Source organism: Sphingobium fluminis (assembly GCF_037723805.1).
Lineage (GTDB): Bacteria > Pseudomonadota > Alphaproteobacteria > Sphingomonadales > Sphingomonadaceae > Sphingobium.
This window is the reverse complement of sequence record NZ_JBBJUK010000002.1, coordinates 573,353-597,960: the sequence shown is the minus strand read 5'-3', so window position 1 is coordinate 597,960 and position 24,608 is coordinate 573,353. Positions and strand designations below refer to the sequence as shown.

Annotated in this window: 21 protein-coding genes and 1 tRNA gene; 10 read left to right on the top strand and 12 right to left on the bottom strand. The window is 65.6% G+C overall.

The window, feature by feature from the left end:
• The first annotated feature begins 30 nt into the window (after positions 1-30).
• From WG907_RS09065 to gltB, 4 genes are all read left to right on the top strand, one after another.
• Entirely contained in the window at positions 31-957 is a 927-nt protein-coding gene (locus WG907_RS09065) for a complex I NDUFA9 subunit family protein (RefSeq protein WP_340232416.1), read from the top strand.
• 41 nt (positions 958-998) lie between these two features.
• Positions 999-1,808, top strand: a complete 810-nt coding sequence (locus WG907_RS09060; protein WP_340232415.1) for an undecaprenyl-diphosphate phosphatase — start codon at positions 999-1,001, stop codon at positions 1,806-1,808.
• A 175-nt stretch (positions 1,809-1,983) separates the two neighbouring features.
• Complete coding sequence (locus WG907_RS09055) at positions 1,984-3,429, top strand: NAD(P)-dependent oxidoreductase (RefSeq protein ID WP_340232414.1); 1,446 nt, start codon at positions 1,984-1,986, stop codon at positions 3,427-3,429.
• A gap of 94 nt (positions 3,430-3,523) precedes the next feature.
• On the top strand, positions 3,524-8,056 hold the full coding sequence (gene gltB, locus WG907_RS09050; RefSeq protein WP_340232413.1) for a glutamate synthase large subunit: 4,533 nt from the start codon (positions 3,524-3,526) through the stop codon (positions 8,054-8,056).
• A 6-nt stretch (positions 8,057-8,062) separates the two neighbouring features.
• Here the strand turns inward: gltB and WG907_RS09045 are convergent, their stop codons facing one another.
• Positions 8,063-8,548, bottom strand: coding sequence for a hypothetical protein (locus WG907_RS09045; RefSeq protein WP_340232412.1), 486 nt, complete (start codon positions 8,546-8,548; stop codon positions 8,063-8,065).
• A gap of 119 nt (positions 8,549-8,667) precedes the next feature.
• Between WG907_RS09045 and WG907_RS09040 the strand changes: the two genes are divergently transcribed.
• Positions 8,668-8,754: transfer RNA gene (locus tag WG907_RS09040), tRNA-Leu, on the top strand.
• A gap of 562 nt (positions 8,755-9,316) precedes the next feature.
• Here WG907_RS09040 and WG907_RS09035 read toward each other — a convergent pair.
• Positions 9,317-9,775 carry an MFS transporter gene (locus WG907_RS09035; RefSeq protein WP_340232411.1) on the bottom strand — a complete coding sequence of 153 codons (459 nt, stop codon included), beginning with the start codon at positions 9,773-9,775 and terminating at the stop codon, positions 9,317-9,319.
• A gap of 220 nt (positions 9,776-9,995) precedes the next feature.
• Positions 9,996-10,910, bottom strand: a complete 915-nt coding sequence (locus WG907_RS09030; RefSeq protein WP_340232410.1) for a TIGR03620 family F420-dependent LLM class oxidoreductase — start codon at positions 10,908-10,910, stop codon at positions 9,996-9,998.
• Positions 10,911-11,171: 261 nt separating this feature from the next.
• On the opposite strand from WG907_RS09030, the gene WG907_RS09025 reads away from it, so the two are divergent.
• The 5 genes from WG907_RS09025 to WG907_RS09005 all read left to right on the top strand — a co-directional run bounded on the left by WG907_RS09025 (position 11,172) and on the right by WG907_RS09005 (position 17,916).
• The gene (locus WG907_RS09025) at positions 11,172-11,513 is read left to right on the top strand and encodes a TetR family transcriptional regulator C-terminal domain-containing protein (protein ID WP_340232409.1); all 342 of its coding nucleotides are present in this window, start codon (positions 11,172-11,174) and stop codon (positions 11,511-11,513) included.
• 121 nt (positions 11,514-11,634) lie between these two features.
• On the top strand, positions 11,635-12,837 hold the full coding sequence (locus WG907_RS09020) for an efflux RND transporter periplasmic adaptor subunit (protein WP_340232501.1): 1,203 nt from the start codon (positions 11,635-11,637) through the stop codon (positions 12,835-12,837).
• A gap of 4 nt (positions 12,838-12,841) precedes the next feature.
• The gene (locus WG907_RS09015; protein ID WP_340232408.1) at positions 12,842-16,027 is read left to right on the top strand and encodes a multidrug efflux RND transporter permease subunit; all 3,186 of its coding nucleotides are present in this window, start codon (positions 12,842-12,844) and stop codon (positions 16,025-16,027) included.
• The gene (locus WG907_RS09010; RefSeq protein WP_340232407.1) at positions 16,024-17,451 is read left to right on the top strand and encodes an efflux transporter outer membrane subunit; all 1,428 of its coding nucleotides are present in this window, start codon (positions 16,024-16,026) and stop codon (positions 17,449-17,451) included. The genes WG907_RS09015 and WG907_RS09010 overlap by 4 nt, the downstream gene beginning before the upstream one ends.
• Positions 17,452-17,544: 93 nt before the next feature.
• Positions 17,545-17,916, top strand: coding sequence for a VOC family protein (locus WG907_RS09005; RefSeq protein ID WP_340232406.1), 372 nt, complete (start codon positions 17,545-17,547; stop codon positions 17,914-17,916).
• Positions 17,917-17,950: 34 nt separating this feature from the next.
• Here WG907_RS09005 and WG907_RS09000 read toward each other — a convergent pair whose 3' ends face one another.
• The 9 genes from WG907_RS09000 to WG907_RS08960 form a co-directional block, all read right to left on the bottom strand.
• Positions 17,951-18,352 (bottom strand): hypothetical protein, encoded by a 402-nt coding sequence (locus tag WG907_RS09000; protein ID WP_340232405.1) that lies wholly within the window; start codon positions 18,350-18,352, stop codon positions 17,951-17,953.
• Between the two features lie 123 nt (positions 18,353-18,475).
• Positions 18,476-19,030 (bottom strand): hypothetical protein, encoded by a 555-nt coding sequence (locus WG907_RS08995; protein WP_340232404.1) that lies wholly within the window; start codon positions 19,028-19,030, stop codon positions 18,476-18,478.
• Positions 19,031-19,042: 12 nt separating this feature from the next.
• Positions 19,043-19,597, bottom strand: coding sequence for a demethoxyubiquinone hydroxylase family protein (locus WG907_RS08990; RefSeq protein WP_340232403.1), 555 nt, complete (start codon positions 19,595-19,597; stop codon positions 19,043-19,045).
• Positions 19,594-20,103, bottom strand: a complete 510-nt coding sequence (locus WG907_RS08985) for a disulfide bond formation protein B (RefSeq protein ID WP_340232402.1) — start codon at positions 20,101-20,103, stop codon at positions 19,594-19,596. The genes WG907_RS08990 and WG907_RS08985 overlap by 4 nt, the downstream gene beginning before the upstream one ends.
• 4 nt (positions 20,104-20,107) lie before the next feature.
• Positions 20,108-21,460, bottom strand: coding sequence for a S41 family peptidase (locus WG907_RS08980; protein ID WP_340232401.1), 1,353 nt, complete (start codon positions 21,458-21,460; stop codon positions 20,108-20,110).
• A 130-nt stretch (positions 21,461-21,590) separates the two neighbouring features.
• On the bottom strand, positions 21,591-22,829 hold the full coding sequence (locus WG907_RS08975; RefSeq protein ID WP_445326794.1) for a murein hydrolase activator EnvC family protein: 1,239 nt from the start codon (positions 22,827-22,829) through the stop codon (positions 21,591-21,593).
• A gap of 58 nt (positions 22,830-22,887) precedes the next feature.
• Complete coding sequence (locus tag WG907_RS08970; RefSeq protein ID WP_340232400.1) at positions 22,888-23,310, bottom strand: 23S rRNA (pseudouridine(1915)-N(3))-methyltransferase RlmH; 423 nt, start codon at positions 23,308-23,310, stop codon at positions 22,888-22,890.
• 173 nt (positions 23,311-23,483) lie between these two features.
• Positions 23,484-23,873 carry a ribosome silencing factor gene (gene rsfS, locus WG907_RS08965; protein ID WP_445326787.1) on the bottom strand — a complete coding sequence of 130 codons (390 nt, stop codon included), beginning with the start codon at positions 23,871-23,873 and terminating at the stop codon, positions 23,484-23,486.
• Positions 23,874-23,973: 100 nt separating this feature from the next.
• Entirely contained in the window at positions 23,974-24,603 is a 630-nt protein-coding gene (locus tag WG907_RS08960) for a nicotinate-nucleotide adenylyltransferase (RefSeq protein ID WP_340232399.1), read from the bottom strand.
• Between the last annotated feature and the right edge of the window lie 5 nt (positions 24,604-24,608).

Genomic DNA, 24,608 nt, shown 5'->3' with positions numbered 1-24,608 from the left:
TCGCTCTGGAACAGGCATGGGACACGCGTAATGAAGGACAGTCTGGTTACGGTGTTCGGCGGCGGCGGTTTTCTCGGGCGGCAGGTCGTTCAGGCACTGCTCGCGCAGGGCGCGCGCGTCCGCGTGGCGCAGCGCAACCTGTCCACCGCGCTTCGGGTCAAGCCGCTCGCCGGCCTTGGCCAGATCCAGTTCGTCGCGGCCGACATCCGCAAGCCCGCCAGCGTGGCGAACGCGGTCGCCGGCAGCGACGTCGTCATTAACCTGGTCGGTGTGCTAAAGGGCGATTTCGACGGGCTGCACCATCGGGGCGCGGCCAATGTCGCGCGCGCTGCCGCGGCGATCGGTGCGCGGGCGCTGGTCCATGTCTCGGCGATCGGCGCGGACGCGGAAAGCCCGTCGGCCTATGGCCGATCGAAGGCTGCGGGCGAGCAGGCCGTGAAGGCCGCTTTCCCGCTCGCCACCATCATCCGTCCTTCGATCATATTCGGCCCCGAAGACCAGTTTGTGAACCGCTTCGCCGAACTCATTCGCATCGCGCCTGTCGTCCCCGTGATCGGCGCCGCGACGAAATTCCAGCCCGTCTATGTCAAGGACGTCGCGCACGCGATCGCCAACGCCGCTGCCGATCCGCAAGCGTTCGGGGGCAAGAGTTTCGAACTGGGCGGGCCGCAGGTTCTCAGCATGCTGGAACTGAACGGTTGGATCGCCAAGGCGATCGGTCGCAAGCGCAGCCTCATCCCGGTGCCGGCGTCGCTGGCCAAACTCATTGCTGTCCTCCCCGGTGGTCCGATCACCAGCGATCAACTCGCGATGCTGTCGCGCGACAATGTCGTCGGCGTCGATGCGCGGGGACTGTCGGCGCTGGGCGTCGCGCCGACGCCGCTGGCGGCGGTCGCGGACAAATGGCTGGTGCGCTATCGCCGCCACGGCCGCTTCGCCGGCCGCGCACAGGCGTGACCCATTCTCCCCGATAGAGGCAGGTCTCAGGGAGCGCCTGAATGGATATGCACTATATCACCGTCATCCTGCTGGGCATCGTCGAGGGGCTGACCGAATTCCTGCCCGTCTCCTCGACGGGGCACCTGATCCTGGCGAGCGAGTTGCTCGGCTATGATGCGTCGACCTGGGCGATGTTCAACGTCATCATCCAGCTCGGTGCGATCCTGGCGGTGGTGGCGCTCTATTGGCGCACCTTCTGGGCGGTCATGCTCGGCCTGTTGCGGCGCGATCCGGTCAGTTGGCGTTTCCTGCGCAATCTGATCGTCGCTTTCATCCCCGCCGCCGTCATCGGTCTCGCGCTCCACAAACATATCGAGGCGCTGCTGGGCGCGCCAAAGGTCGTCGCATGGGCGCTGATTGCCGGCGGCGTCGCTATTCTGGTCGTGGAGCGCCTTATAAAGAGCGCACGCTTCCACGGCATCGCCGATGTGCCCCTCGCGCGGGTGATAGGCATCGGGCTCATCCAGTGCATATCGATGATCCCCGGTGTCAGCCGCTCGGGCGCGACGATCATGGGCGCGCTGGCGCTGGGCGTCGAACGGCGAACGGCTGCGGAATTCAGCTTTTTCCTCGCGATCCCGACCATGCTCGGCGCGACCGTACTGGAACTACTGAAAAACGGCGACGCGATCACATCGGCCAATGTAGGATGGGACAGCATTGCGCTGGGTTTCGTCACTGCCTTCATTGTAGCGCTGCTCGTGATCCGCTGGTTTGTGGGCTTGGTGTCGAAGCGAGGCTTCGCGCCCTTCGCTTGGTATCGAATCGTGGCGGGGATCGGTGCGCTGATATGGCTCTCCGCACGATAGGTCCTTATCGGCCCTAATATTTCCCAGTTTATTCCGATATTTGCACCTACAGCAATATTATCGTCAGATATTAGGTCAATATCTATTACCTAAACAGTAGAATCCGCGTGACTCCGTGGGTTTTTCTGCTATGTGAGCGGCTGCAACATTTTTCTCCACATAGGCAGGACCAGCCATGGCCGACAATCCGATGCTGAAGTTCGTGGCGACCGGGCAATCCTATCCCGAAAAACGAAGCCCCGACGATCGCGCCGACGACTTTCAGGAAATCAGCCGCAGCTTCCTGATCGACAAGGCGGAGGAGCAGGCGTCGCGTTGTTCGCAGTGCGGCGTGCCCTATTGCGCCACCCACTGCCCGCTGCACAATCATATTCCCGACTGGTTGCGCCTGACCGCCGAAGGGCGGCTGCGCGAAGCCTATGAGCTGAGCAACCTGACCAGCACCATGCCCGAAATCTGCGGCCGCATCTGCCCGCAGGATCGCCTGTGCGAGGGCAATTGCGTCATCGAATTTTCCGGCCACGGCGCCGTCACCATCGGCTCGGTCGAAAAATTCATCACCGACACCGCCTGGAAGGAAGGCTGGGTAGAGCCGCTCGTTCCCGGCGCGCCCACCGGCCAGTCGGTCGGCGTCATCGGCGCTGGCCCGGCGGGTCTCACAACGGCCGAATATCTGCGCGCGGCGGGACATGAGGTGCATGTCTATGACCGGCACGATCGCGCGGGCGGCTTGCTGACCTACGGAATCCCGGGCTTCAAGCTGGAAAAGGACATCGTCATGCGCCGCATCCAGCGGCTGAAGGACGGCGGCATCGTCTTCCACGACAGTTTCGAGATCGGCCGCGACGCCAGCCTTGAAGACCTGCGTGCCCGGCATGGCGCGATCCTGATCGCGACGGGCGTCTACAAGCCGCGCGACATCAAGGCGCCCGGCGTCGGCGCGAAGGGCGTGGTCAAGGCGCTGGACTTTCTGATCGCCTCGAACAAGGCGGGTTTCGGCGATGCCGTCCCCGGCCATGAGGACGGGTCGCTGCTGGCGACGGGCAAGCATGTCGTCGTCATCGGAGGCGGCGACACGGCGATGGACTGCGTGCGCACCGCGATCCGCCAGGGCGCGAAGTCGGTAAAATGCCTCTATCGCCGCGACCGGGAAAATATGCCCGGGTCGCAGCGTGAGGTCGCCAATGCCGAGGAAGAGGGGGTCGAATTCGTCTGGCTGACCGCCCCCATCGCCTTTGAAGGCACCGACCATGTCACCGGCGTCAAGGTGACAAAGATGCGGCTGGGCGCGCCCGACGCCTCCGGCCGCCGCGCGCCGGAAGCCGATCCCGGCAGCGAATTCAGCATGGAAGCCGATCTCGTCATCAAGGCGCTGGGCTATGATCCGGAAGAACTCCCTAAGCTGTTCGGATCGGAAGACCTGTCCGTCACCCGCTGGGGCACGCTGCGCGTCGATCACAAGACGATGATGACCAGCGTCGACGGCGTGTTTGCGGCGGGAGACATCGTGCGCGGCGCGAGCCTCGTCGTCTGGGCCATCCGCGACGGCCGCGACGTGACCGATCACATGCACAAATATCTGCGCGCCAAGGCGAAAGCCGGGGAGCGTGTAGCCGCCTGATCATTCTTCTCCCTCCGTTCGGTTCGAGCTTGTCGAGAACGGGGGACAGGAGTCTCGACAGGCTCGAACCGAACGGATTTACGAGGAAGTGCCGATGACCGACCTCAACACTATGGCCACGCCCGAAGAACGCGCGCGGATCGCCGCCGAGGGCATGTACCGCCCCGAATTTGAAGGCGACGCTTGTGGCGTTGGCCTCGTCGCCGCGACTGACGGCCGTCCTTCGCGTCGCGTCGTCGCCAGCGCGATCGATGCGCTGAAAGCCGTGTGGCATCGCGGCGCGGTCGATGCCGATGGCAAGACCGGCGACGGCGCTGGCATCCATGTCGACCTGCCGGTGCGCTTCTTCGACGACGCCATCGCCGATTCCGGCCACAAGCCGCTGCCCAACCGTCTTGCCGTCGGCATGATCTTCCTGCCGCGCACGGACCTTTCCGCGCAGGAAACCTGCCGTACCATCGTGGAAAGCGAAATCATCGACGCGGGCTACACCATCTATGGCTGGCGCCAGGTGCCGGTCGACGTGTCGGTCATCGGCGAAAAGGCGCAGCGCACGCGGCCGGAGATCGAGCAGATCATGATCGCCGGCCCGATGCCCGAAGAGCGTGACGTCGCCGAGTTCGAAAAGGACCTCTACCTCATCCGCCGCCGGATCGAGAAGAAGGTGATCGCCGCGCAGATCCAGGATTTCTACGTCTGTTCGCTGTCCTGCCGGTCGATCATCTACAAGGGGCTGTTTCTCGCCGAATCGCTGTCGGTCTTCTATCCCGACCTGCGCGATGATCGCTTCGAAAGCCGCGTCGCGATCTTCCACCAGCGCTATTCGACCAACACCTTCCCGCAATGGTGGCTGGCCCAGCCGTTCCGCACGCTCGCCCATAATGGCGAAATCAACACGATCCGCGGCAACAAGAACTGGATGAAGAGCCACGAGATCAAGATGGCGAGTCTCGCCTTCGGCGAGCAGTCCGAGGATATCAAGCCGGTGATCCCCGCCGGCGCGTCCGATACCGCCGCGCTCGACGCCGTGTTCGAAGCGATCTGTCGCTCGGGTCGCGACGCGCCTACGGCCAAGCTCATGCTCGTGCCCGAAGCTTGGCAGGCGGATGCGGAAACGCCGCAGGCGCATATCGACATGTATGAATATCTCGCCTCCGTGATGGAGCCGTGGGACGGCCCGGCCGCGCTGGCGATGACCGACGGCCGCTGGGTGGTGGCCGGCGTCGATCGCAACGCGCTTCGCCCGCTGCGCTATACGCTGACCGGCGACAATCTGCTGATCGTGGGATCGGAGACCGGCATGGTGGTCGTGCCGGAGGCGACGATCGTCAAAAAGGGGCGCATGGGACCCGGCCAGATGATCGCGATCGACCTGCTCGAAGGCGAAATCTACGACGATCGGGCGATCAAGGACCGGATCGCGGCCGAGCGCCCCTATGGCGACCTGATCAAGAATTTCATGACCATCGGCGACCTCACGGATGCGCCGAGCGCGCTGCCCGTGTGGGACAAGGCCGAACTGACCCGGCGTCAGGTCGCGGCGAACCTGACGCTCGAAGATATGGAGCTGATCCTCAGCCCCATGGTCGAGGACGCAAAGGAAGCCGTTGGCTCGATGGGCGACGACACGCCGCTGGCCGTCATTTCCGACAAGCCGCGCACGATCAGCCATTTCTTCCGCCAGAATTTCAGCCAGGTCACCAACCCGCCGATCGACAGTTTGCGCGAACGGCATGTGATGAGCCTCAAGACGCGCTTTTCCAACCTGCACAATATATTGGAGCAGGACGCGCAGAACAGCCATGTGCTGGTGCTCGACTCGCCCGTGCTGACGGCGTCCGAATGGGCGCGTCTGCGTGCGCATTTCGGCGCGGCGGTGGCCGAGATCGACTGCACCTTCCCGGCCGAGGGCGGGCAGGAGCAATTGCGCGCGGCGATCGCCCGTATCCGGGTCGAGGCCGAACAGGCGGTGCGCGAAGGGCGCAGCGAATTGTTCCTGACCGACGAGAATGTCAGCGCCGACCGCGTCGCCATTCCCGGCGTGCTCGCGGCGGCGGCGGTGCACACGCATCTGGTGCGCAAGGGGCTGCGCTCCTATGCGTCGATCAATGTGCGTTCGGCCGAAGCGCTCGACACCCATTATTTCGCGGTGCTGATCGGCGTCGGCGCGACGACCGTGAACGCCTATCTGGCCGAAGCCAGCATCGCCGATCGGCATGCGCGCGGCCTGTTCGGCACGCTGTCGCCCGACGCCTGTTTCGAACGCTATCGCACGGCGATCAACGAAGGCTTGCTCAAGATCATGTCCAAAATGGGCATCGCGGTCATCAGCAGCTATCGCGGCGGCTATAATTTCGAGGCGGTCGGCCTGTCGCGCGCGCTGGTCAACGATTTCTTCCCCGGCATGCCGGCGAAGATTTCGGGCGAAGGCTATGCCTCGCTCCACCACAGCGCCACGCTGCGTCACGAAAAAGCCTATGAGCAGGCGGTGGTTCGGCTACCGATCGGCGGCTTCTATCGCCAGCGCAACGGCGGCGAGGCGCATGCCTATTCGGCGCAGCTGATGCACCTGCTCCAGACGGCGGTCGGCACCGACAGCTATTCGACCTATCTGCAGTTCGCGCGCGGCGTGCGTGATCTGCCGCCGGTCTATCTGCGCGATCTGCTCGAATTCAACTTCGCGCGCGAAGCCGTGCCGATCGACGAGGTCGAGGCGACCACCGAAATCCGCAAGCGGTTCGTGACGCCGGGCATGTCGCTGGGCGCGCTCAGCCCCGAGGCGCATGAGACGCTGGCGATCGCGATGAACCGCATCGGCGCGAAAGCCGTGTCGGGCGAAGGCGGCGAGGACGCGAAGCGCTTCACCCCCTATGAAAATGGCGACAATGCCAATTCGGTGATCAAGCAGATCGCGTCCGGCCGCTTTGGCGTCCATGCCGAATATTTGGGGTCCGCCGAGGAAATCGAGATCAAGGTCGCGCAGGGTGCCAAGCCCGGCGAGGGCGGTCAGCTGCCCGGCTTCAAGGTGACTGAGTTCATCGCCAAGCTGCGTCATTCGACGCCCGGCGTCACGCTGATCTCGCCGCCCCCGCATCACGATATCTACTCGATCGAGGATCTGGCGCAGCTCATCTACGACTGCAAACAGATCAACCCGCGCGCCCGCGTCTGCGTCAAGCTCGTCAGCCAGGCGGGCATCGGCACGGTCGCGGCGGGCGTGGCAAAGGCGCATGCCGACGTCATCCTGATCGCCGGCCATGTCGGCGGCACGGGCGCATCGCCTCAGACCAGCATCAAATATGCCGGTACGCCATGGGAAATGGGGCTGTCCGAAGCCAATCAGGTGCTGACCCTCAACGGCCTGCGCCACCGCGTCAAGCTGCGCACCGACGGCGGCCTCAAGACCGGGCGTGACATCGTCATCGCCGCGATCCTGGGGGCGGAGGAATATGGCATCGGCACGCTGTCGCTTGTCGCCATGGGCTGCATCATGGTGCGCCAGTGCCACAGCAACACCTGCCCGGTTGGCGTATGCGTGCAGGATGAAAAGCTGCGCCAGAAGTTTACCGGCACGCCGGAAAAGGTCATCAACCTGATGACCTTCATCGCCGAGGAAGTGCGCGAAATCCTGGCCCGCCTGGGCTTCCGCAGCCTCGATGAAGTGATCGGGCGGACCGAACTGCTCAAGCAGGTCAATCGCGGTGCCGAGCATCTCGACGATCTCGATCTCAACCCGATCCTCGCCAAGGTCGACGCGACCGACGAACAGCGCCGCTTCTCCCTGAAGCAATGGCGCAACGAAGTGCCCGAAAGCCTCGACGCGCAGATGATGCGCGACGCCAAGGCGGTGTTCGAGCGCGGCGAGAAAATGCAGCTGACCTACACGGTGCGCAACACCCATCGCGCCGTGGGCACGCGGCTGTCGGCAGCGGTGACCGAGAAATTCGGCATGTCGACGCTGGCCGACGGGCATCTGACCGTCCGGCTGCGGGGCTCGGCCGGCCAGTCTCTCGGCGCGTTCCTGTGCAAGGGCATCACGCTCGAAGTGTTCGGCGACGCCAACGACTATGTCGGCAAGGGGCTTTCGGGGGGCATCATCGCGGTGCGCACCACCGTATCCAGCCCCTTGAGCAGCAAGGACAATACGATCCTTGGCAACACCGTCCTCTACGGCGCGACCAGCGGCAAGCTGTTCGCGGCGGGGCAGGCGGGCGAGCGCTTCGCGGTCCGCAATTCGGGCGCGAAGGTCGTGGTCGAAGGCTGCGGCGCCAATGGCTGCGAATATATGACCGGTGGCATGGCGGTGATTCTGGGTCGGACCGGCGCGAATTTCGGCGCTGGCATGACCGGCGGCATGGCCTTCATCCTCGACGAGGATGGCAGCTTCCCGTCGCGTGCCAATCCCGAAGGCATTATATGGCAGCGGCTGGAAAGCGCCTATTGGGAAGGCGAACTCAAGGCGCTCGTGGCCGAACATGCGGTGATGACCGACAGCAAATGGTCCAGCACCATTCTGGAGGACTGGGACCGGTGGCGGCGCTATTTCTGGCAGGTTTGCCCCAGGGAAATGCTGAGCCGCCTCGCCCATCCGCTGAGCGACGCCATCGAGGTCGTCGCCGCCGAGTGACGCCGTTCAGGGCGCAGGCGCGTCCTGCGCCGGCTCGATCATCGCCACCGTGCCATCGGTCGCCGGGGCCGGTGACGGGGCAGGGGCGGCGATGGTCTGCGCGGCCTCATAAACCGGGGTCGGCAGGTCGTCGAACTGCTGGCGATAATCCTCGTCCGCCAGATAGCGTGGCACCGGCAACTCGGCCATGTCGGCCGCCATGCGGCGATCGGACAGGGTCGGCCCGCAACCCTTGCAACTGATCTCGGACGGCCCGCGCAAGGCAATTGCGGATGGACCGGAGTCATCATGGCCGATGGTAGACGCGCCCATATCGTCGGCTTCCCCCTCAAACGGTACAGGCGAAGCAGCGGGGATATGCGTCGCATAGGAACCCAGTCCCATGCCGGCCATCAGCCCGGCCATCATGACCCCGCCGCTCGCCAGCCAGAACCGCATCACCATGGGATCACTCCGCCAATCCATGCGCTCGCGGGCTTTCGCAAACGGCATGACAAGTCCAATCACACCATCATCAACGCCCGTGCAGATCGGTGGTTGCATGGCGGGAAAGCCTTTGCTAATGGCCAGCGCCTACCAGGTGCCGGCCCAGCCGGTTTCCCTTTGAATGTGCGGTCGTGGCGGAACTGGTAGACGCGCAACGTTGAGGTCGTTGTGGCCGAAAGGCCGTGGAAGTTCGAGTCTTCTCGACCGCACCAAACAGTCCTAAAATCCTGACTAGATAGAACCTTCCCCTCAAGGGGCCAAATTCTTGCGGCATTTCCGGGATTTTGCACTGGAAGTTTTCGGGAATGACGAGCGCCGTCGCCAGCGACGCGGCGTCGGCCACGCCGCCGGTCAGCAGCGGGATGAGCGCCCCGCCGACGCCAAGACCTTCCATGCCCACGCTGAAAATCGTGGGAAACATGATCGCATTCATCAGTCCGACGGCGAGGATGGCATAGCCGGCCAGCGCGCCTGTGGACAGCGCGGACAAGGTCACGAGCATGGCCGCACCGAGGCAGACCAGCGACAGGACCGCTCCTGGCCGGAAACGCCGGAGCAGGATGGCGCCCGCAAAGCGCCCGACCATCGCGCCACCCCAGTAAAAAGCGATCATCGTCCCGGCTACCTGTTCGCCAAGACCCATGACCCGGTCCTGCCCAAGATAATTGACGAGCATCGACCCGATCGCCACCTCCGCCCCGACATAGAGGCAGATCGACAGCACGCCGCCGGCAAGCCGCCTGTTGCGCAGCAGCGACAGCGATCCCGAAAGGCTCACCGATGCCCCTGTCCACCGGCGATCGCGGCGCGGCGAATCAGGAAGAAGAGCGCGACGCAGATCAGGATCGCGGCGATGACGATATAGGCGTGACCGATAACCGCTGCCTCGCGCGCCAGAAAGGCCATGCGTTCGGCGGGCACGAACATCAGGCACCCCGCGGCCATGGTCGAAAGGCCAATGACGATACCCTTCATATAGCCGACCCGGGCGATCAATGCGCCCGCCGGGACGGAAATGAGGAAATAAGCCATGAAAAAGGCGAACTGCGCCAGCATCGCTTCGGCATAGGAGAGCGAAGACAGCCCTTTGAGCTTGGGGATCAGGATATCGTTCAGGCTTGTGAGCCCGCCCCAGATGAAAAAAAGCGCAACCACCGCAGCGACGAGTCGGCGCGATGGCGGCGACCGGGCGACGGCTGAATCGCCATCGCCGGATGTGGGGACGGTCGTCAACGGACGGTGCCGGGCAGGGGTGTGCGGACCGCGATCGGCGGGCAGGGCGATGTGTCTCTGCCTGCTCCACGATGATGATCGATCTTTAAAGCCTCTCCCCTTCTGTGCTTCCGGCGGTCCTGGAAAAGAACAGGGTGAAGAACAGCCTGTCACCGAGATCGGCGCCCATTTGCGCCTTCGCCTGTGACTCGCCACGCTTCACCCTTCATGTCCCGCTGCGTCAGCGCCCGGGCGCGAGCAGTTCGACGATGCGCATGTCGGTGCCATTGTCCGGTCCGACCGGCTTGAAGCAGACATGGTCCGCCCCGGCGTCGAAATGCTGGTCGATCCGCTTGCGCAGGGCGTTCTCGTCGCCCCAGCCGATGATCGAATCGATCAGATGATCAGAGCCGCCATTCGCGAAATCGTCGTCGCTAAAGCCCATGGCGCGCCAGGAGTTCAGATAATTGTCAAGGCCGAGATAGAGTTCGAGTTCCGCCCTGCCGATGGCGCGCGCCTTTGCCGGGTCGGTTTCCAGGATCAGCTTCTGTTCGACGCACAGCAATTTGCCGGGGCCCAGAATGTCCCGTGCCTGCGCCGTATGCTGTGGCGTCACGTTGAACGGGTGCGCGCCATCGGCCTTGTCGCGGGCGAGTTCGAGCATCTTGCCCCGAAGCGCGGCCAGCAGGACCGGTGTTTTTTCGGTCGGAAGGGCGGCATTGTAGGGCGCGTTCGTCATGCCTTCGAGATAGGCGCGCATGGTCGACACGGGCTTGGTGTAATCATGCCCGCGCATGCCTTCTACCGCCGGGGCGTGCGACACGCCAAGGCCAAGAATGAAACGCCCGCCGGACCATTCGTTCAATGCCGTGGCCGCAGCGGCCGTGGCGACGCTATCGCGCGAATAGATGGAAGAAATGCCGGTAGCGGCGACGAGATCTTTGGTGCTGGCGAGCAGCAGCGCCGATGCGATGAACGAGTCCCGGCCAAAACCGTCCGGTAACCAGATCGCAGCATAGCCAAGCTCTTCCACACGCTGCGCGAAAGAGGCGATCCGTGGCGCGGTCGCGCGTCCCAACCCGGCGGACTGATCATCCTCGAAAAAGCCGATGGGTCCGTCGAGGGCAACCCACACGCCTAATTTACCCAGTTTCATTCTGACGATCCTTACTCGCTAAAAAACCCGCTTGTTCATCGCCGTCCAGCTCGGCCGAAAATATCGGCCCGCCTTCAGGCTTTGAACGTTGGGGCCTATAACCTACCTCTGCCCCGCCGGAAATTCATTCGTGGGTAAAGGCTCGTAAATTCGACGACGCTGGTCTGCGCGAACGCGCCGCCCTGCGCGCGGGCGGATCGTTCGAGGCTTTGCCGGAAATCATGCACTGGTTCATCGTTTTGCATCGCCACGCAGGCGACGATGATCGAAACCCTGCCAAAGGAGATCATGTCCCTGTTCAGCCACGACCGGTCGGCGCTGACGCTCGAAATCATCGCCGAAGCGGGGCGCAATCCCAAATTCCTCGATCTCGTCGCGCGTGTGAACGACCCGCTTCGGCTCGCCTTTCGTTCGATCATCGAACCCTTGTTGCGCGACCTGCCCCAACAGGAAATCGACGAGCGCGCGGAAACCCTGTTGGTGATGGCGCGCGGCCTCGCCGTTCACATATGCACCCGGCCGACCAGCGATTACCGCCTGCTTGCCGCGACATTCCGATCTGCGCTTCGCGGCGTTCTTGTGACCGGAACGGCGCAATCCTGATACGATCTGATACATTTTATGCAGTGACCCCCTTTGGCTATGCGACTATTCGTCGTCAGCAAAGTTGGCCGGCTGTCAGCCTCGGGCTTTTCTCTATGGACAGGCAAAAATCTTGAGATCGATTCCTGCGGCTTTTCCGGTCGTTCGCGCCCCCCTGATTTTGTCCGCGGCGCTGCTGTTGGCCGCCTGCTCGGGCGTGGGCAAGGATGCCGCATCGGGCAAGGGCCCGGGCGGGCCCGCCCAGGTGGGTTTCATCGTGGCGCGGGCGACCAGCGTGCCCGTGACGACCGAATTGAGCGGCCGGGTGACGCCTTACCAGATGTCGGAGGTTCGACCGCAGGTCGCGGGCATCCTGCGCAAGCGCCTCTTCACCGAAGGATCGATCGTTCGTCAGGGGCAGACGCTGTATCAGGTCGATCCCAGCCTCTATCGCGCGGCGGTGAACGAGGCGCAGGCCAATGTGCAGAGCGCGAGGGCCAATGCCGACGCCACCCGCAGCCGCGCGGATCGGTTCCGGCCGCTCGCGCAGATCGAGGCGGTGGCCAAACAGGATTATACCGACGCCGCCGGGGCCGCGCGCCAGGCGCAGGCGGCGGTCGCGCAGACCAGCGCCCAGTTGGAGACCGCCCGGATCAACCTGCGCTTCACCAGCGTCCCCGCGCCGATCACGGGGCGGATCGGCCGGTCGCTGATGACCGAGGGCGCGCTGGTTACGGCCAACCAGGTCGATCCGCTTGCCGTCATCCAGCGGCTCGACCCGATCTTCGTCGACATCCAGCAATCGAGCGGCGAGCTGCTGGCGCTGCGCCGCGCCCTGAGCGGCGGTGGCGTCCAGCGCGCGAGCGCGGTGGTGCGGCTGAGGCTGGAGGACGGGTCCGATTATGACCGGACCGGGACGGTCGAATTTTCCGAGGTGGTGGTCGATCCGGGCACCGGCACCATCACCCTGCGCGCGCGGTTCGACAATCCGCAGGGCCTGCTGCTGCCGGGCATGTTCGTGCGCGCGACCTTTGCCCAGTCGATCGACTCGCGCGCCTTTCTGGTGCCGCAACAGGCGCTGACGCGTGACGCGAAGGGTCAGGCCAGCCTGTTCCTCGTCGGCCCTGATAACAAGGTCGTGGTTCGCAAGGTCACCGCCGATCATGCGCAGGGCGCCAACTGGATCGTGACCCGGGGCCTGGCGCCCGGCGACAAAGTGATCGTGCAGCGCGGCGGCGGGGGCATGGCGCTCAAGCCCGGATCGCCGCTCAAGCCCGTGCCCGCGGGTTCGCCCGAACGCATTGCGCCGCCTCGGCCCGGCAAGGACAAGGCCGGGGGCGCCTAGCTCCATGTCCCGCATCTTCATCGATCGGCCCATTTTCGCGTGGGTGCTGGCCATCATCGTCATGCTTGGCGGGATCGGCGCTCTTACCGCGCTGCCGGTGGCCCAATATCCCGACGTCGCGCCGCCACAGGTCAATGTGCGCGCCAGCTATCCCGGCGCCTCCGCTGAAACGATTCAGAACAGCGTCACCCAGGTGGTCGAACAGCAGCTGACCGGGATCGACGGCCTGCTGTATTTCAGCTCCTCGTCCAGCTCGCGCGGGCAGGTGACGATCAGCGCGACCTTCGAGAAGGGCACAGACCCTGATATCGCGCAAGTTCAGGTGCAAAATCAGGTGCAGCAGGCGCTGTCCCGCCTGCCGGCCCAGGTGCAGCAACAGGGCCTGCGCGTCACCAAGTCGAATCCCGATCAGCTGCTGCTGATCGGCGTCTTTGACGAGACCGACCAGAGAACCAATATGGACGTGTCCGACTGGATGGCGTCCAACATGCAGGACCGCCTCGGTCGGGTTCAGGGCGTGGGCGAAGTCAATGTGCTTGGCGCGCCCTACGCGATGCGGATCTGGCTCAATCCAGACCGGCTCGCCTCCTTCGGCCTGATGCCCGGCGATGTCGTCGCCGCCGTCCAGAACCAGAATGCGGAGGTTGCCGCCGGCGAGATTGGCGGCCAGCCGCAGCCGCGCGAGCAGATGCTCAACGCAACCATCACCGCCCAATCCCGTCTTCAGACGCCGGCGCAATTTGGCGCCATCATCCTCAAGACACAGTCAAATGGCGCAAGCGTCCGCATTCGCGATGTCGCACGGGTCGAGCTGGGCGCGGAAAACTATAATAGCGTCAGCCGCATCAACCGGCATCCGGGCGGGGCCATGCTGATCTCGCTCGCGCCCGGCGCCGACGCCCTCAAGACCGCCGAACTCGTCAAGGCGGAAGTCGAGGCCATTGCGAAGGCCTTCCCGCCCGGCATTGCCTATGCCTATGCGAACGACACCACCAGCTTCATCAAATTGTCGGTCGAGGAAGTCGTCAAGACGCTGATCGAGGCGATCCTTCTCGTCATCCTCGTCATGTTCGTTTTTCTCCAGAGCTGGCGGGCCACATTGATTCCGGCCATCGCGGTGCCAGTCGTGCTGCTGGGGACGGTGGGCATTTTCTATCTGCTCGGATTTTCGATCAACACGCTGACGCTGTTCGGCATGGTGCTGGCGATCGGGCTGCTGGTGGATGACGCCATCGTCGTGGTCGAAAATGTCGAACGCCTGCTCGACGAAAATCCCGACATGAGGCCGCGTGAAGCGACGACCCAGTCGATGAAGGAGATTCAGGTCGCGTTGGTCGCGATCGCCCTCGTCCTTTCGGCGGTATTCCTGCCCATGGCGTTTTTCGGTGGATCGACCGGCGTGATCTACCGGCAATTTTCCGTCACCATCGTATCGGCGATGATGCTGTCCGTGCTGGTGGCCCTGATCCTCAGCCCCGCGCTCACCTCGACCCTGTTGCGGCGCAAACCCGCCAAAGGCGCGCCCGACGACAGCTGGCTCGGCCGGCATGCCCCAAAGGCCGCTCATCTGCTGGAGCGCGCCAAACAGGGGTTCAACCGGGGCTTCGATCGCATGGTCAATCGCTACGAAAGCGCGATCGTCACCACCGTCGACCGCAAATGGCTGTTCGTGTTCATCTATGTGATTGTCGCGGCGCTGCTCGTCATCATGTTCGTGCGATTGCCGACCAGCTTTCTGCCGACCGAGGATCAGGGTGCGGGCTCCATCCAGATGCGCCTGCCCGCAGGCGCGACCCAGGGCCGGACGACAGCCGTCCAGCAGCATGTCGAGCGCTATTTTATGGCGCATGAAAAAGCCAATGTCGCCACGCTGGCGACGGTGGCGGGCGGCGGTGGCGGTAACGCCGTCGGCCAGAATACGGGTCAGGGCTTCATCAACTTCACCGACTGGGCCGATCGCGAGGGCAAGACGAACAGCGCGGACGCGATCGTGGCGCGGGCCAACGCCGCGTTCCGGGGCTTGCGCGACGGGCAGGTGTTCGTGCTGCTGCCGCCCGCCATCAGGGGCCTGGGCCAGTCCAACGGCTTTACGATGGAATTGCAGAACACAGGCGGGCTGACGACGGAAGCGTTCATGGCGGCGCGCGACGCGCTGCTGGCGGACGCATCGAAAGATCCCGCTCTGTCCTCCGTTCGCCTGTCGGAACTGCCCGATATCGCCACGCTCAAGGTCGAGGTGGATCAGGAAAAGGCGACCGCGCTCGGCCTGGCCACGGTCGATGTGAACAGCACGCTCTCGACCGCTTATGGCGGCCGCTACGTCAACGACTTCGTCGATCGCGGTCGCGTGAAGCGGGTCTATGTTCAGGGCGACGCGCCGTTCCGGTCGAACCCTGACGGAATCGCCGAATGGTTCGTGCGCGGCAATAACGGCCAGATGGCGCCCTTCTCCGCCTTTTCGCGGACCTTCTGGTCGACCGCGCCCACCACTTTGTCGCGCTTCCAGGGCCTGCCCTCCTTCGAATTTCAGGGGCAGGCGACTCCGGGCGCAAGTTCGGGCGAGGCGATGGACCGGATGCAGGCGCTGGCGGCGAAACATCCGGGGACCAGCGTTGCCTGGGCCGGTCTTTCCTATCAGGAAAGGCTGTCGTCCGGGCAGGCGCCGCTCCTCTACGCCCTCTCACTGCTGATCGTATTCCTGTGCCTCGCGGCCCTCTATGAAAGCTGGAGCATCCCGATCGCGGTGATGCTGATCGTGCCGCTCGGCCTTGTCGGCGCGATCTTCGCGGTGACGCTGCGGGGCCTTGAAAATGACGTCTATCTTCAGATCGGGCTGCTGACGACCATGGGCCTCGCCGCGAAAAACGCCATCCTGATGATCGAGTTCGCGGACCATGCCGAAAAACAGGGCAAACGCGTGATCGACGCCGCGATCGAGGCGGCGCGCATCCGGCTGCGGCCGATCCTGATGACGAGCCTCGCCTTCGTCTTCGGCGTGTTGCCGCTCGCCCTTTCCACCGGCGCGGGCGCGAACAGCCGCATCGCGATCGGCACGGCGGTCATCGGCGGCATGCTGACCGCGACGATCCTCGCGATCTTCTACATACCCCTCTTCTACATCATGGTCCGGCGCACCACGCGCGATGCGCTCAGCCGGCTGCATCATCATGAGCCGGAGGCAAAGGCGTGACTCGCAAGCTGGTCCTGATCGCGATGCTGGCGGCGACCGCCTGCTCGATGGACCCGAAAATGGCGCAGCCGGAACTCGCCGTGCCGCCGTCCTGGCCGGTCGGCGACGCCTATCTGCGTCAGAGCGAGGCCGCGCTCCCCGCGCTGACCTACCGCGACATTTTTCGCGACATGCGCCTTCAAAAGCTGATCGACCTGGCGCTCGCCAATAATCGCGACCTGCGCGTGGCGGCTGCCAACATCGCCGCCGCGCGCGCGCAATATCAAATCCAGCGCGCCAGCCAGCTACCCCGAATCGATCTGGGCGGCGGGGCGAGCTATTCCGATAGCGGCAGCGCGACCGGGGCGAACGCCAATGGCGGCGGCTCGCCGGGCGGTCGCGCCGGCTATTCCGCCGATATCGGGATCAATGCGTTCGAAATCGACCTGTTCGGCCGGCTCGCCTCGCTCAGCCGCGCCGACCAGAACCGCTATTTCGCTACCGAGTCCGCCGCCCGCGCCACCCGACTGACGCTGGTCGGCGACATCGCCGACGCCTGGCTGACCTACGCCGCCGACGCGTCTCTGCTGCAAATCGCGCAGGACACCGTGGTCAGCGCCGGACGCAGCGTCGGCCTGACGCGCGCACGCCTTCAGGGCGGGGTCGCGCCGCGCAGCGATCTGCGCCAGGCCGAACAGGTGCTGGCCACCGCGCAGGCCGATGTCGCGCAACAACGCACGGCGCTGGCGCAGGATATCAACGCGCTTCAGTTGCTCGTCGGCGCGCCGGTCGATCCCGCGCTGCTATCGCCATCGATCGATGAAGCGGCAGCGACGGTCGCTGACCTGCCGGCCGGCCTCGACTCCCGCATCCTGCTGCGCCGACCCGATGTCGTGCAGGCCGAATATCAGTTGCGCGCCGCCAATGCGGAAATCGGCGCTGCGCGCGCGGCGCTGTTCCCCACGATTTCGCTCACCGGCGCATTTGGCTTCGCCAGCAATGCCCCGTCGGCGCTGTTCACCGGCGGGGCGTTCGGCTGGTCCGGCGGCGGCAGCGCCGCCTATCCGCTCTTCCGCGCCGGTGCCGGGCGAGCGGGCGTAGCCCTCAGCGAAGCGCAGCGCGATGCGGCGCTCGCCACCTATGAACGGGCAATCCAGTCGGCCTTCCGCGAAACGGCGGACGCGCTTGCCCGGCGGGGTACGATCGACGAACAATTGCGCGCCAACGGGCTTCAGGCCGCCGCCGCCGCCGACAGCTATCGGCTGGCCGATGCGCGCTATCGGGGCGGGGTCGAGGGCTTCCTGAGCAGCCTCGACGCGCAGCGTTCGCTCTATGCGGCGCAACGTACCCTGATCGCCACCCGGCTGATCGGCGGCAGCAATCGCGTTGGCCTGTATCGCGCGCTGGGCGGCGATCGCGCATTGGATGACACCGGCCCACGCTGAGCGTGCATCGTCGCCGCTCCGGGGAATCGCGCTTCTAATATGCCGAAAACTTGATATCCCTTCGCCATAACGAAGCTGGTCGGAGAGGGAATCATGTTCACGCATGTGATGGTAGGCGCCGACGATATCGCGGCTTCGAAAAAATTCTACGACGCCATATTCGGCGTTCTTGGCCTCTCCCCCGGCATTACGGACCCGATGGGGCGCGTTTTCTATTCCACCGCGGGCGGCAGGTTCGGGATCACGAAGCCGATCGACAGCAAGGCCGCGTCGATGGCGAACGGCGGAACGATCGGCTTCGCCGCCGCTTCGAGGGCACAGGTCGACGCGTGGCATGATGCGGGCATCAGGGCCGGGGGCGCGAGCTGCGAAGACCCGCCGGGCGAACGCAAGGGATTTGGCGCCTATGCCGCCTATCTCCGCGACCCGGTCGGCAATAAGCTTTGTATTTCATACCTGCCCTAAGCTGTGTCGTCCGCGCTGCCGGCGACAAAGACGCTCAGGGTTCGCCCTTGCTTTCCTGCATCCGCCGCTCGGCGAACCATTGCGCCAGCATCTGCGCGGCGCAGCCGGTAAAGCCGTTGCTGCCGATCGCGGAACAGCTGTTGGGCAGCGTCTGGCGCTGCACCTGTTCCATCGTCGCCACCTGGCTGCCCCATCCCGGGCCGCCCGATACCGCCGGCTTCTCGCGCAGCTTCTTGGGGATTCGATAGCGCTCGGATTCGGGCTTGCGCGCGCACACCACGATCTCGTCGCCCTCGCTTTTGGGGCAGGGGTCGTCACCATAGACGATGAGGTTGAAGATTCGCTGTGGCGGTGGTTCGGCCTGCGCCATGACGGGCAGGGGCGCCACGCCGCTGGCTATCAGGGCAATCGCAAAAATAGTCAGGGACGCTCGCATCGAAATAAGGTCCTTTTGTCGCCCCTGTTGTGATCGTGAACCCGCCCACGGCGCACGATGATATGGACAGGACGCTGACCGGTTCGGCTTCCCGTCAGGAGCGGCCCGCCAGCGCCCGCCCCGTCAGGGTTTGGGCGCAGCGTCCGCCGGGGTCGCCGCCGCGTCGCTCGCCGCCGCTCGTTCCTCGGCCAGCACGCGCGCTTCGATCGCCTTGCTGTCGGCGTCGATCGTCGACAGGCGCTTGCCGCGCTCGGCCGCGACCAGATCCTTCCAGCTTGCGCTGTCGGCGGCCTGCCGTTCGGCCTTGGCGAGCCGGGCGAGCTGCGCGAAACATCCCGTCGCGCCGCCGCCGCCGACCGGCGAGCAGCTTTCGGTCCCGCTGCGGCCGACATATTCCATCGATCGCACGCGCTCGCCCCAGGCCTGATGGCTCGGCTGGTTGGGATTGCCGCGCAGCGGCTCGGGGATGCGGAACCGCTCCTCCTCGCCCTTGCGTGCGCATACGACGATATCGTCACCCGCGCTTTGGGGACAGGCGTCGTCGCCATAGACGATGACCAGATTGACCCGCTCGGACCCTTGCGCCGCGACGGGCGCCGACTGGTCCTGCGCGATGGCGGGCGCGGCGATGCTCATCAACAGGGCGGTCGCGAGGGACATGGGCAGGGGCGTCTTCATCTTGGTCATCCTTCAGATGCGCTTCGACAGCGCGATGGCGGCTCGGCAGCCAAGGCGAACGGCGCCCGACAAGAGGGGATAGGCCGGTGCCCGTTCCGCGCCGTGGGCGATGGCGGCATCGCGATGCTCGACCTCCTCCGCCTGAAAATCCACGATGAGGTCGGCAAGTTCCGCATCATCCTCGCCCAATTGCGCCAGTTGTTCGGTATAATGGCGGTCGATTTCTGTTTCGATCGCGGCGGTGCAGGCCATTGCCGCCTCCGGTCCGATCGTGGCGCTGACCGCGCCGAGCGCAAAGCCCGCGACGTCCCACAGTGGCGACAGCGCAGTCGGGCGCACGCCACGGGCCGTCATCAGCGCGTCGAACGCCCGGCGGTGACGCTCTTCCTGTGCCGCCATGCCGGCAATCACGCGCGCGTGCGGGTGGCGATCCCCCATTACGGCGAGCTGCCCCGCATAGATGCGTGTCGCGCCAAATTCTCCCGCCTGGTCGACGCGCAGCATAGCCGCCTGTGCGTCCGGCGTGATCCGCCGGCCGGGCCGGGGGAAGGGGCGAGGGTCGCTCATGCTTTGCGTCCTTTCGACAACAGCGCCAAGATGGCGACGGCCGCGCCCAGCGACAAGAGCCCGTTATAGCCCGCGAGCGAAATGCCCAGCAGGCTCCACGGCGCGACGTCGCAGCGCGTGATCGGCGTCGCCATGATCTGGCTCAATATGTCGGCGGGATTGCCGCTCGTCGGGCTGGTCGAACAGGCGGTCAGTCCCTCCCACCAGCCATATTCGACCCCGGCGTGGAACAGGCCGATCCCGCCGCTCACCCCGATCGCCAGGGCCGCCAGTGCGGTAAGGGCGGTGCTGACGCGACCATCGCCGCGCGCCGCAAAAGCGACCAGCGCGAGCGCAATCGCCACCATATGCGGGTAGCGCTGCCACCAGCACATTTCGCAGGGGAAAAGCCCGCCCACATATTGCGAGACATAGGCCCCGCCCAGCAACAACAAGGGTATGACCAGCGCCAGCAGACGAGCCAGAGGCAAGTAAGGCTTCACCCCGTCACCGATCGGATGGGGCATGGGTTCAGCGCGCCACCGGCTTGCGCGCAGCCGGCTCCGCCAGCGCGACCACGGCGCCGGGCTTCCCCGCCAGCCTCGCGATCGTCTTGAGCGCATAATCGAGCTGGAAGTCCTCGATGCCCTTTTTCTTCAGCTCTTCGGCGGTCGCGGCGAAGCGCGGGTCCTCCTTGACGTCCTCCTCCAGCGCGGCATTATCGGTCTTGATCTCGTTGATCAGGTGCCGGCGCAAATCGCTTTCGCGGAATTTGGGGCGGTTCTTGTAATCGGGGTCGGACAATTGCGGCACGCGGATATCGGGCTCGATCCCGCCTTCCTGTACCGACCGGCCCGACGGCGTATAATAGCGCGCCGTCGTCAGCTTGAGCGCGGTCGTGTTGCTGAGCGGCAGCATCGTCTGCACGCTGCCCTTGCCGAAGCTGCGCTCGCCCATTACCAGCGCGCGATGCTGGTCCTGCAATGCGCCGGCGACGATTTCGGAGGCCGACGCCGATCCCGCATCGACCAGCACCACGACCGGCAGGCCCTTCGCATCGTCCCCCGGCTTGGCATAATAGCGCTCGACATCGCCCTTCGCGCGGCCGCGCTGCGACACGATCTCGCCGCGTTCGAGGAAGATGTCGCTGGTCGACACCGCCTCGTCCAGCAGCCCGCCGGGGTTGGATCGCAGGTCGAGCACATAGCCGGTCGGCCTGCGCCCCAGCGACTTGTCGATGCTGCGGATCGCCTGACGCACATCCGCCCCCGTATTGGCTGAAAAACTCACGATGGTGATGACGCCGATCCCGTTTTTCGCTTCCCATTTCACCGGTTTGATCTCGATGATCTCGCGGGTCAGCGTCAGTTCGATCGGCTTGTCGCGGCCGGTGCGCACGATCGTCAGCTTGATCGTGGTGCCCGCCGCCCCGCGCATCTTGTCGACCGCCTCGTCCAGCGTGCCGCCATAGATGAGCTGGCCGTCGAGATGCGTGATATAATCGCCCGCCTTGATCCCCGCGCGCCACGCCGGGGTGCCCTGCGTCGGCGCGATCACCTTGACCGCGCCATCCTCCTGCGTGACGGACAGGCCAAGCCCCCCATAGCTGCCCTCGGTTTGCGCCCGCAGATTCTGGAAATCGCGCGCGTCCAGGAAGCTGCTGTGCGGATCGAGGCTGGCGAGCATGCCGTCGATCGCGCCCTTGATCAATTTTTCGTCGTCGACCTTTTCGACATAGTCGGTGCGCACCTTCTGGAACACGTCCATGAACTCGTCGAGCGCCTTGTAGCTGCTGGCTTCCCCATCGGCCATCGCGGCGGTGGTGGCCGGAATAAGCGCCAGCGCGCCGAGCGCCACCGCGCCCCGCAGAAAAGTCGATTTCATGGGTGTCGTGAATCCTGACATGGAAAGGCCGATATAGGGGAGATTGGCGACCAACGCAAAAGCATCGCGGCGCGATTATGGCGTACCATGGATGAGCGTCGGGTTAACGGCGGTGCGGCAGCGTGCGGGATCATCCCAGCCCCGCCAGCGGCACGATATCGACCGGTCGCCCGTTGCGCCGCAATTCGATCGTCACGGTCGGCCGCCCGTCGCCCGCGATCCCCACCGGGTCGCCCTGCGCTACGCTCTCACCGACCCGCGCGGTCAGCCGGCGCAGCCCGGTCAGCAGCGTCGTCCAGCCCTGCCCATGATCGATGATCAAAATCTGGCCATAGCCGCGATAAGGCCCGGCAAAGGCGATCCGCCCCGCCGTCGGCGCCACCGCGAGCGCGCCCGGCTGGGTCGCGATGGTCAGGCCGCGCGATCGCACGCCGCTGTCCGACACTTCGCCCATGCCGGTGACGAGCTGGCCCACGACCGGCAGGCGATAGGGCGGGGGCCCGCCCGCCGCCGCGATCCGCTCGGGTGCAGGTGCGCCTGCCTGCTCGGGCCGCGCGGGGCGCAGCACCGGGCCGGACAATCGCGCCAGTTGCTCGCGCAGATCGCCCGCCTGTTCGATCCGATCCATCAGGTCGACGATGTCGCGCGCGCGCTCGCCCAGCGCCAGCGCCCGGTCGCTTTCCACCCCCGCGCTCGATCGCAGGCCGATCGCGGCGATCCGCTTTCGCCCTTCCAGCGTCTGGAGCGCCGCCTGCCGCTGACGCAGGTCGGCGCGGCCCTTCGTCAGCGCGCCGGCGGCCTGTTCGGCGGTTTCGCGCAAGCCCCGGCTGCGCTCCAGCTCGACGCGCAGCCCCGCCGTCCGCGCCTGTATCACCGGCAATATCCGGCCCAGCACCGCGCGCATATGCACCGCGTCCGCCACCGAGCCCGGCTGCACCAGCGCCAGCAGCAGGGGCCGGCGCGCCATGATCTGCAATGCCGCGGCCAACCGCACCACCGGGGCCTGCCGCGCCGCCAGCCGCACCGCCTGCGCCCGTTGCAGCCTTGCGATGATGGCGATTCGCGCCTGCGCCGCCAGCACATCGGCCTCCGATTCCTGGATGCGCGCGGCCATCGCGGCGGCGCGGCGAGCGGCGCGATCGGCCTCCTCGCGCGCGGCGCCCGCCTGCTGTTCCAGCCGCGCCGATCGCGCGCGCGCCTCGTCCGACTGACGCCGCGCGGTTTTCAGCGCCGCCTGTTCCTGCGCCAGCGTCGTCCCCGCATTGCCGGTCAGCACGATAGCCCGCCCTTCGGCGGCCCGCCCCACCGCCGCCTGCCTGTCCGCCGCGATCAGGCGCGTCGCCCCGGCCAGCGCCGCGCACGCCAGCATCACGGCAATGATCGTCCCCCGCTTCACGTCGGTCAAAAGCCCCCGGTTCGTCCGGCCGCTATCCTTCGCGATGATAGGGATGGTTGGCAAGGATGGAACAGGCCCGCCACAATTGTTCGGCCAGCATCGCGCGGGCCATCATGTGCGGCCAGGTCATCGCGCCGAACGCGATCAGCAGGTCGGCCTGGGCGCGCGCGGCTTCATCGAAGCCATCCGCGGCACCGATCAGGAAGCGGCATTCGCGGGTCCCCGTGTCGCGCCAGCCCTCGATCCGCCGCGCGAAATTCATCGAGGACAGCTGCTGGCCCTTTTCGTCCAGCATCACGCTCACCGTTCCCGGTGGCGCGGGGGGCAGCCTGCCTCCCCGGTCCGGCATCTCGGTAATCTTGTGCGGCATCGTCAGCCGCTTGACGTAACGGTCGACCAGATCGCCTTCGGGCGACCGCCCGATCTTCCCGCGCGCGATAATATGGAGAAGCATGACAGGAATCCGTTCGCCCAGAGCGAAGTCAAAGCCTGTCCTGAGCGCCTGCCGCAGGCTGGCAGTCGAAGGGGGCCTGGCTGAGCCTTGGGCGAAGCCACCTCGCTCTACCCGGCGCCTGAGCCTTGGGCGAAGCCACTGCGCCCTGGCTCAGCCCGAACGGCGTCGGAAAATCAGGCCGTCCCCGCCACCGGCGCGTCGACGAAGCCCCACATCCGTTCCAGATTGTAGAAGCTGCGCACTTCGGGCTTGAACAGGTGGACGATCACGTCGCCCGCGTCGATCAGCACCCAGTCCGCGACCGGCAAGCCCTCGATCCGTGCCGACCGGCCGGTTTCCTTCTTGATCCGTTCGGCCAGATGCTGGGCGATCGCCGCGACCTGACGCGATGACCGGCCGCTGGCGATCACCATATAATCGGCGATGCTGCTCTTGCCTTCCAGCGGGATCGAGATGGTTTCCAGCGCCTGGTCATCGTCGAGAGACTGCATCACCAGGGCGTGCAGGGCGGCCACGGATTCGACGTCCTGGCCCATGTCGTTGGCGGGTTGGGGTCTGGTCAAAAAAGCTCCATTCTAGCGTCCCGCCACTGGCGGAGCCGCTCCTTCCTATGGTGTCGCATCGTCGAACGGATGGCCCTGGGGGCTGCCCGTCCGCAAATGCCTAAACGACTAACCGACGCGTGAGCGGATCGCGCACACGTGTATCTTCATATTCGCGATGCCAAAGGGGGTCCGCCTGCCGCAGCAGGGTTGCCGATCTTGGATCAGGGCGAAAGCGCAAAAGCACGAGCGCCGGCGGTCTCCATGTCGTCCAGTCTCGACTCTGGCGTGGCGACCGGACGAAGCGCCGCAGCCAGCTCATGGCCGCAGAGCCATGAGCATCCCCATCATAGCCCGGACGGGCGATCACGGCAATGGACATTTGCCGCGCGATCCCGCGCCAGTCCCGCCATGCGCCAAACTGCGCCAGATTATCGGCCCCCATCAGCCAGATAAAGTCGTGGCGCGGATAGCGCCGGGCGAGTGCGCCCACCGAATCGACGGTATAGCGCGTCCCCAACTGCCGTTCGATCGCGCTCGCGCGAATCGGCGCTCGCCGCGCGACCTGCCGCGCACGGGCGAGCCGGGCGGGCAGCGGCGCCATCCCGCGCGCGGGCTTCAACGGGTTGCCCGGCGACACCAGCCACCAGACCTGGTCGAGCCCGAGCGCCCGCAGCGCGAACAGCGAAATCGCCCGATGCCCGCCATGCGCCGGATTGAAGGAGCCGCCAAGCAGGCCGATCTTGCTCATCCCCC

Bases quoted from the DNA above. Each gene is read 5' to 3' on its own strand.
- gltB (WP_340232413.1), top strand. From the start codon at position 3,524: ATGACCGACCTCAACACTATGGCCACGCCCGAAGAACGCGCGCGGATC.
- WG907_RS08980 (WP_340232401.1), bottom strand. From the start codon at position 21,460: ATGAAATCGACTTTTCTGCGGGGCGCGGTGGCGCTCGGCGCGCTGGCG.
- WG907_RS09005 (WP_340232406.1), top strand. From the start codon at position 17,545: ATGTTCACGCATGTGATGGTAGGCGCCGACGATATCGCGGCTTCGAAA.
- WG907_RS09055 (WP_340232414.1), top strand. From the start codon at position 1,984: ATGGCCGACAATCCGATGCTGAAGTTCGTGGCGACCGGGCAATCCTAT.
- WG907_RS09030 (WP_340232410.1), bottom strand. From the start codon at position 10,910: ATGAAACTGGGTAAATTAGGCGTGTGGGTTGCCCTCGACGGACCCATC.
- WG907_RS09000 (WP_340232405.1), bottom strand. From the start codon at position 18,352: ATGCGAGCGTCCCTGACTATTTTTGCGATTGCCCTGATAGCCAGCGGC.
- WG907_RS08970 (WP_340232400.1), bottom strand. From the start codon at position 23,310: ATGCTTCTCCATATTATCGCGCGCGGGAAGATCGGGCGGTCGCCCGAA.
- WG907_RS08975 (WP_445326794.1), bottom strand. From the start codon at position 22,829: ATGCTGGCGTGCGCGGCGCTGGCCGGGGCGACGCGCCTGATCGCGGCG.
- WG907_RS09060 (WP_340232415.1), top strand. From the start codon at position 999: ATGGATATGCACTATATCACCGTCATCCTGCTGGGCATCGTCGAGGGG.
- WG907_RS08985 (WP_340232402.1), bottom strand. From the start codon at position 20,103: ATGCCCCATCCGATCGGTGACGGGGTGAAGCCTTACTTGCCTCTGGCT.
- WG907_RS08960 (WP_340232399.1), bottom strand. From the start codon at position 24,603: ATGAGCAAGATCGGCCTGCTTGGCGGCTCCTTCAATCCGGCGCATGGC.
- WG907_RS09065 (WP_340232416.1), top strand. From the start codon at position 31: ATGAAGGACAGTCTGGTTACGGTGTTCGGCGGCGGCGGTTTTCTCGGG.
- WG907_RS09045 (WP_340232412.1), bottom strand. From the start codon at position 8,548: ATGCCGTTTGCGAAAGCCCGCGAGCGCATGGATTGGCGGAGTGATCCC.
- WG907_RS09015 (WP_340232408.1), top strand. From the start codon at position 12,842: ATGTCCCGCATCTTCATCGATCGGCCCATTTTCGCGTGGGTGCTGGCC.
- WG907_RS08990 (WP_340232403.1), bottom strand. From the start codon at position 19,597: ATGAGCGACCCTCGCCCCTTCCCCCGGCCCGGCCGGCGGATCACGCCG.
- WG907_RS08995 (WP_340232404.1), bottom strand. From the start codon at position 19,030: ATGAAGACGCCCCTGCCCATGTCCCTCGCGACCGCCCTGTTGATGAGC.
- WG907_RS09025 (WP_340232409.1), top strand. From the start codon at position 11,172: ATGATCGAAACCCTGCCAAAGGAGATCATGTCCCTGTTCAGCCACGAC.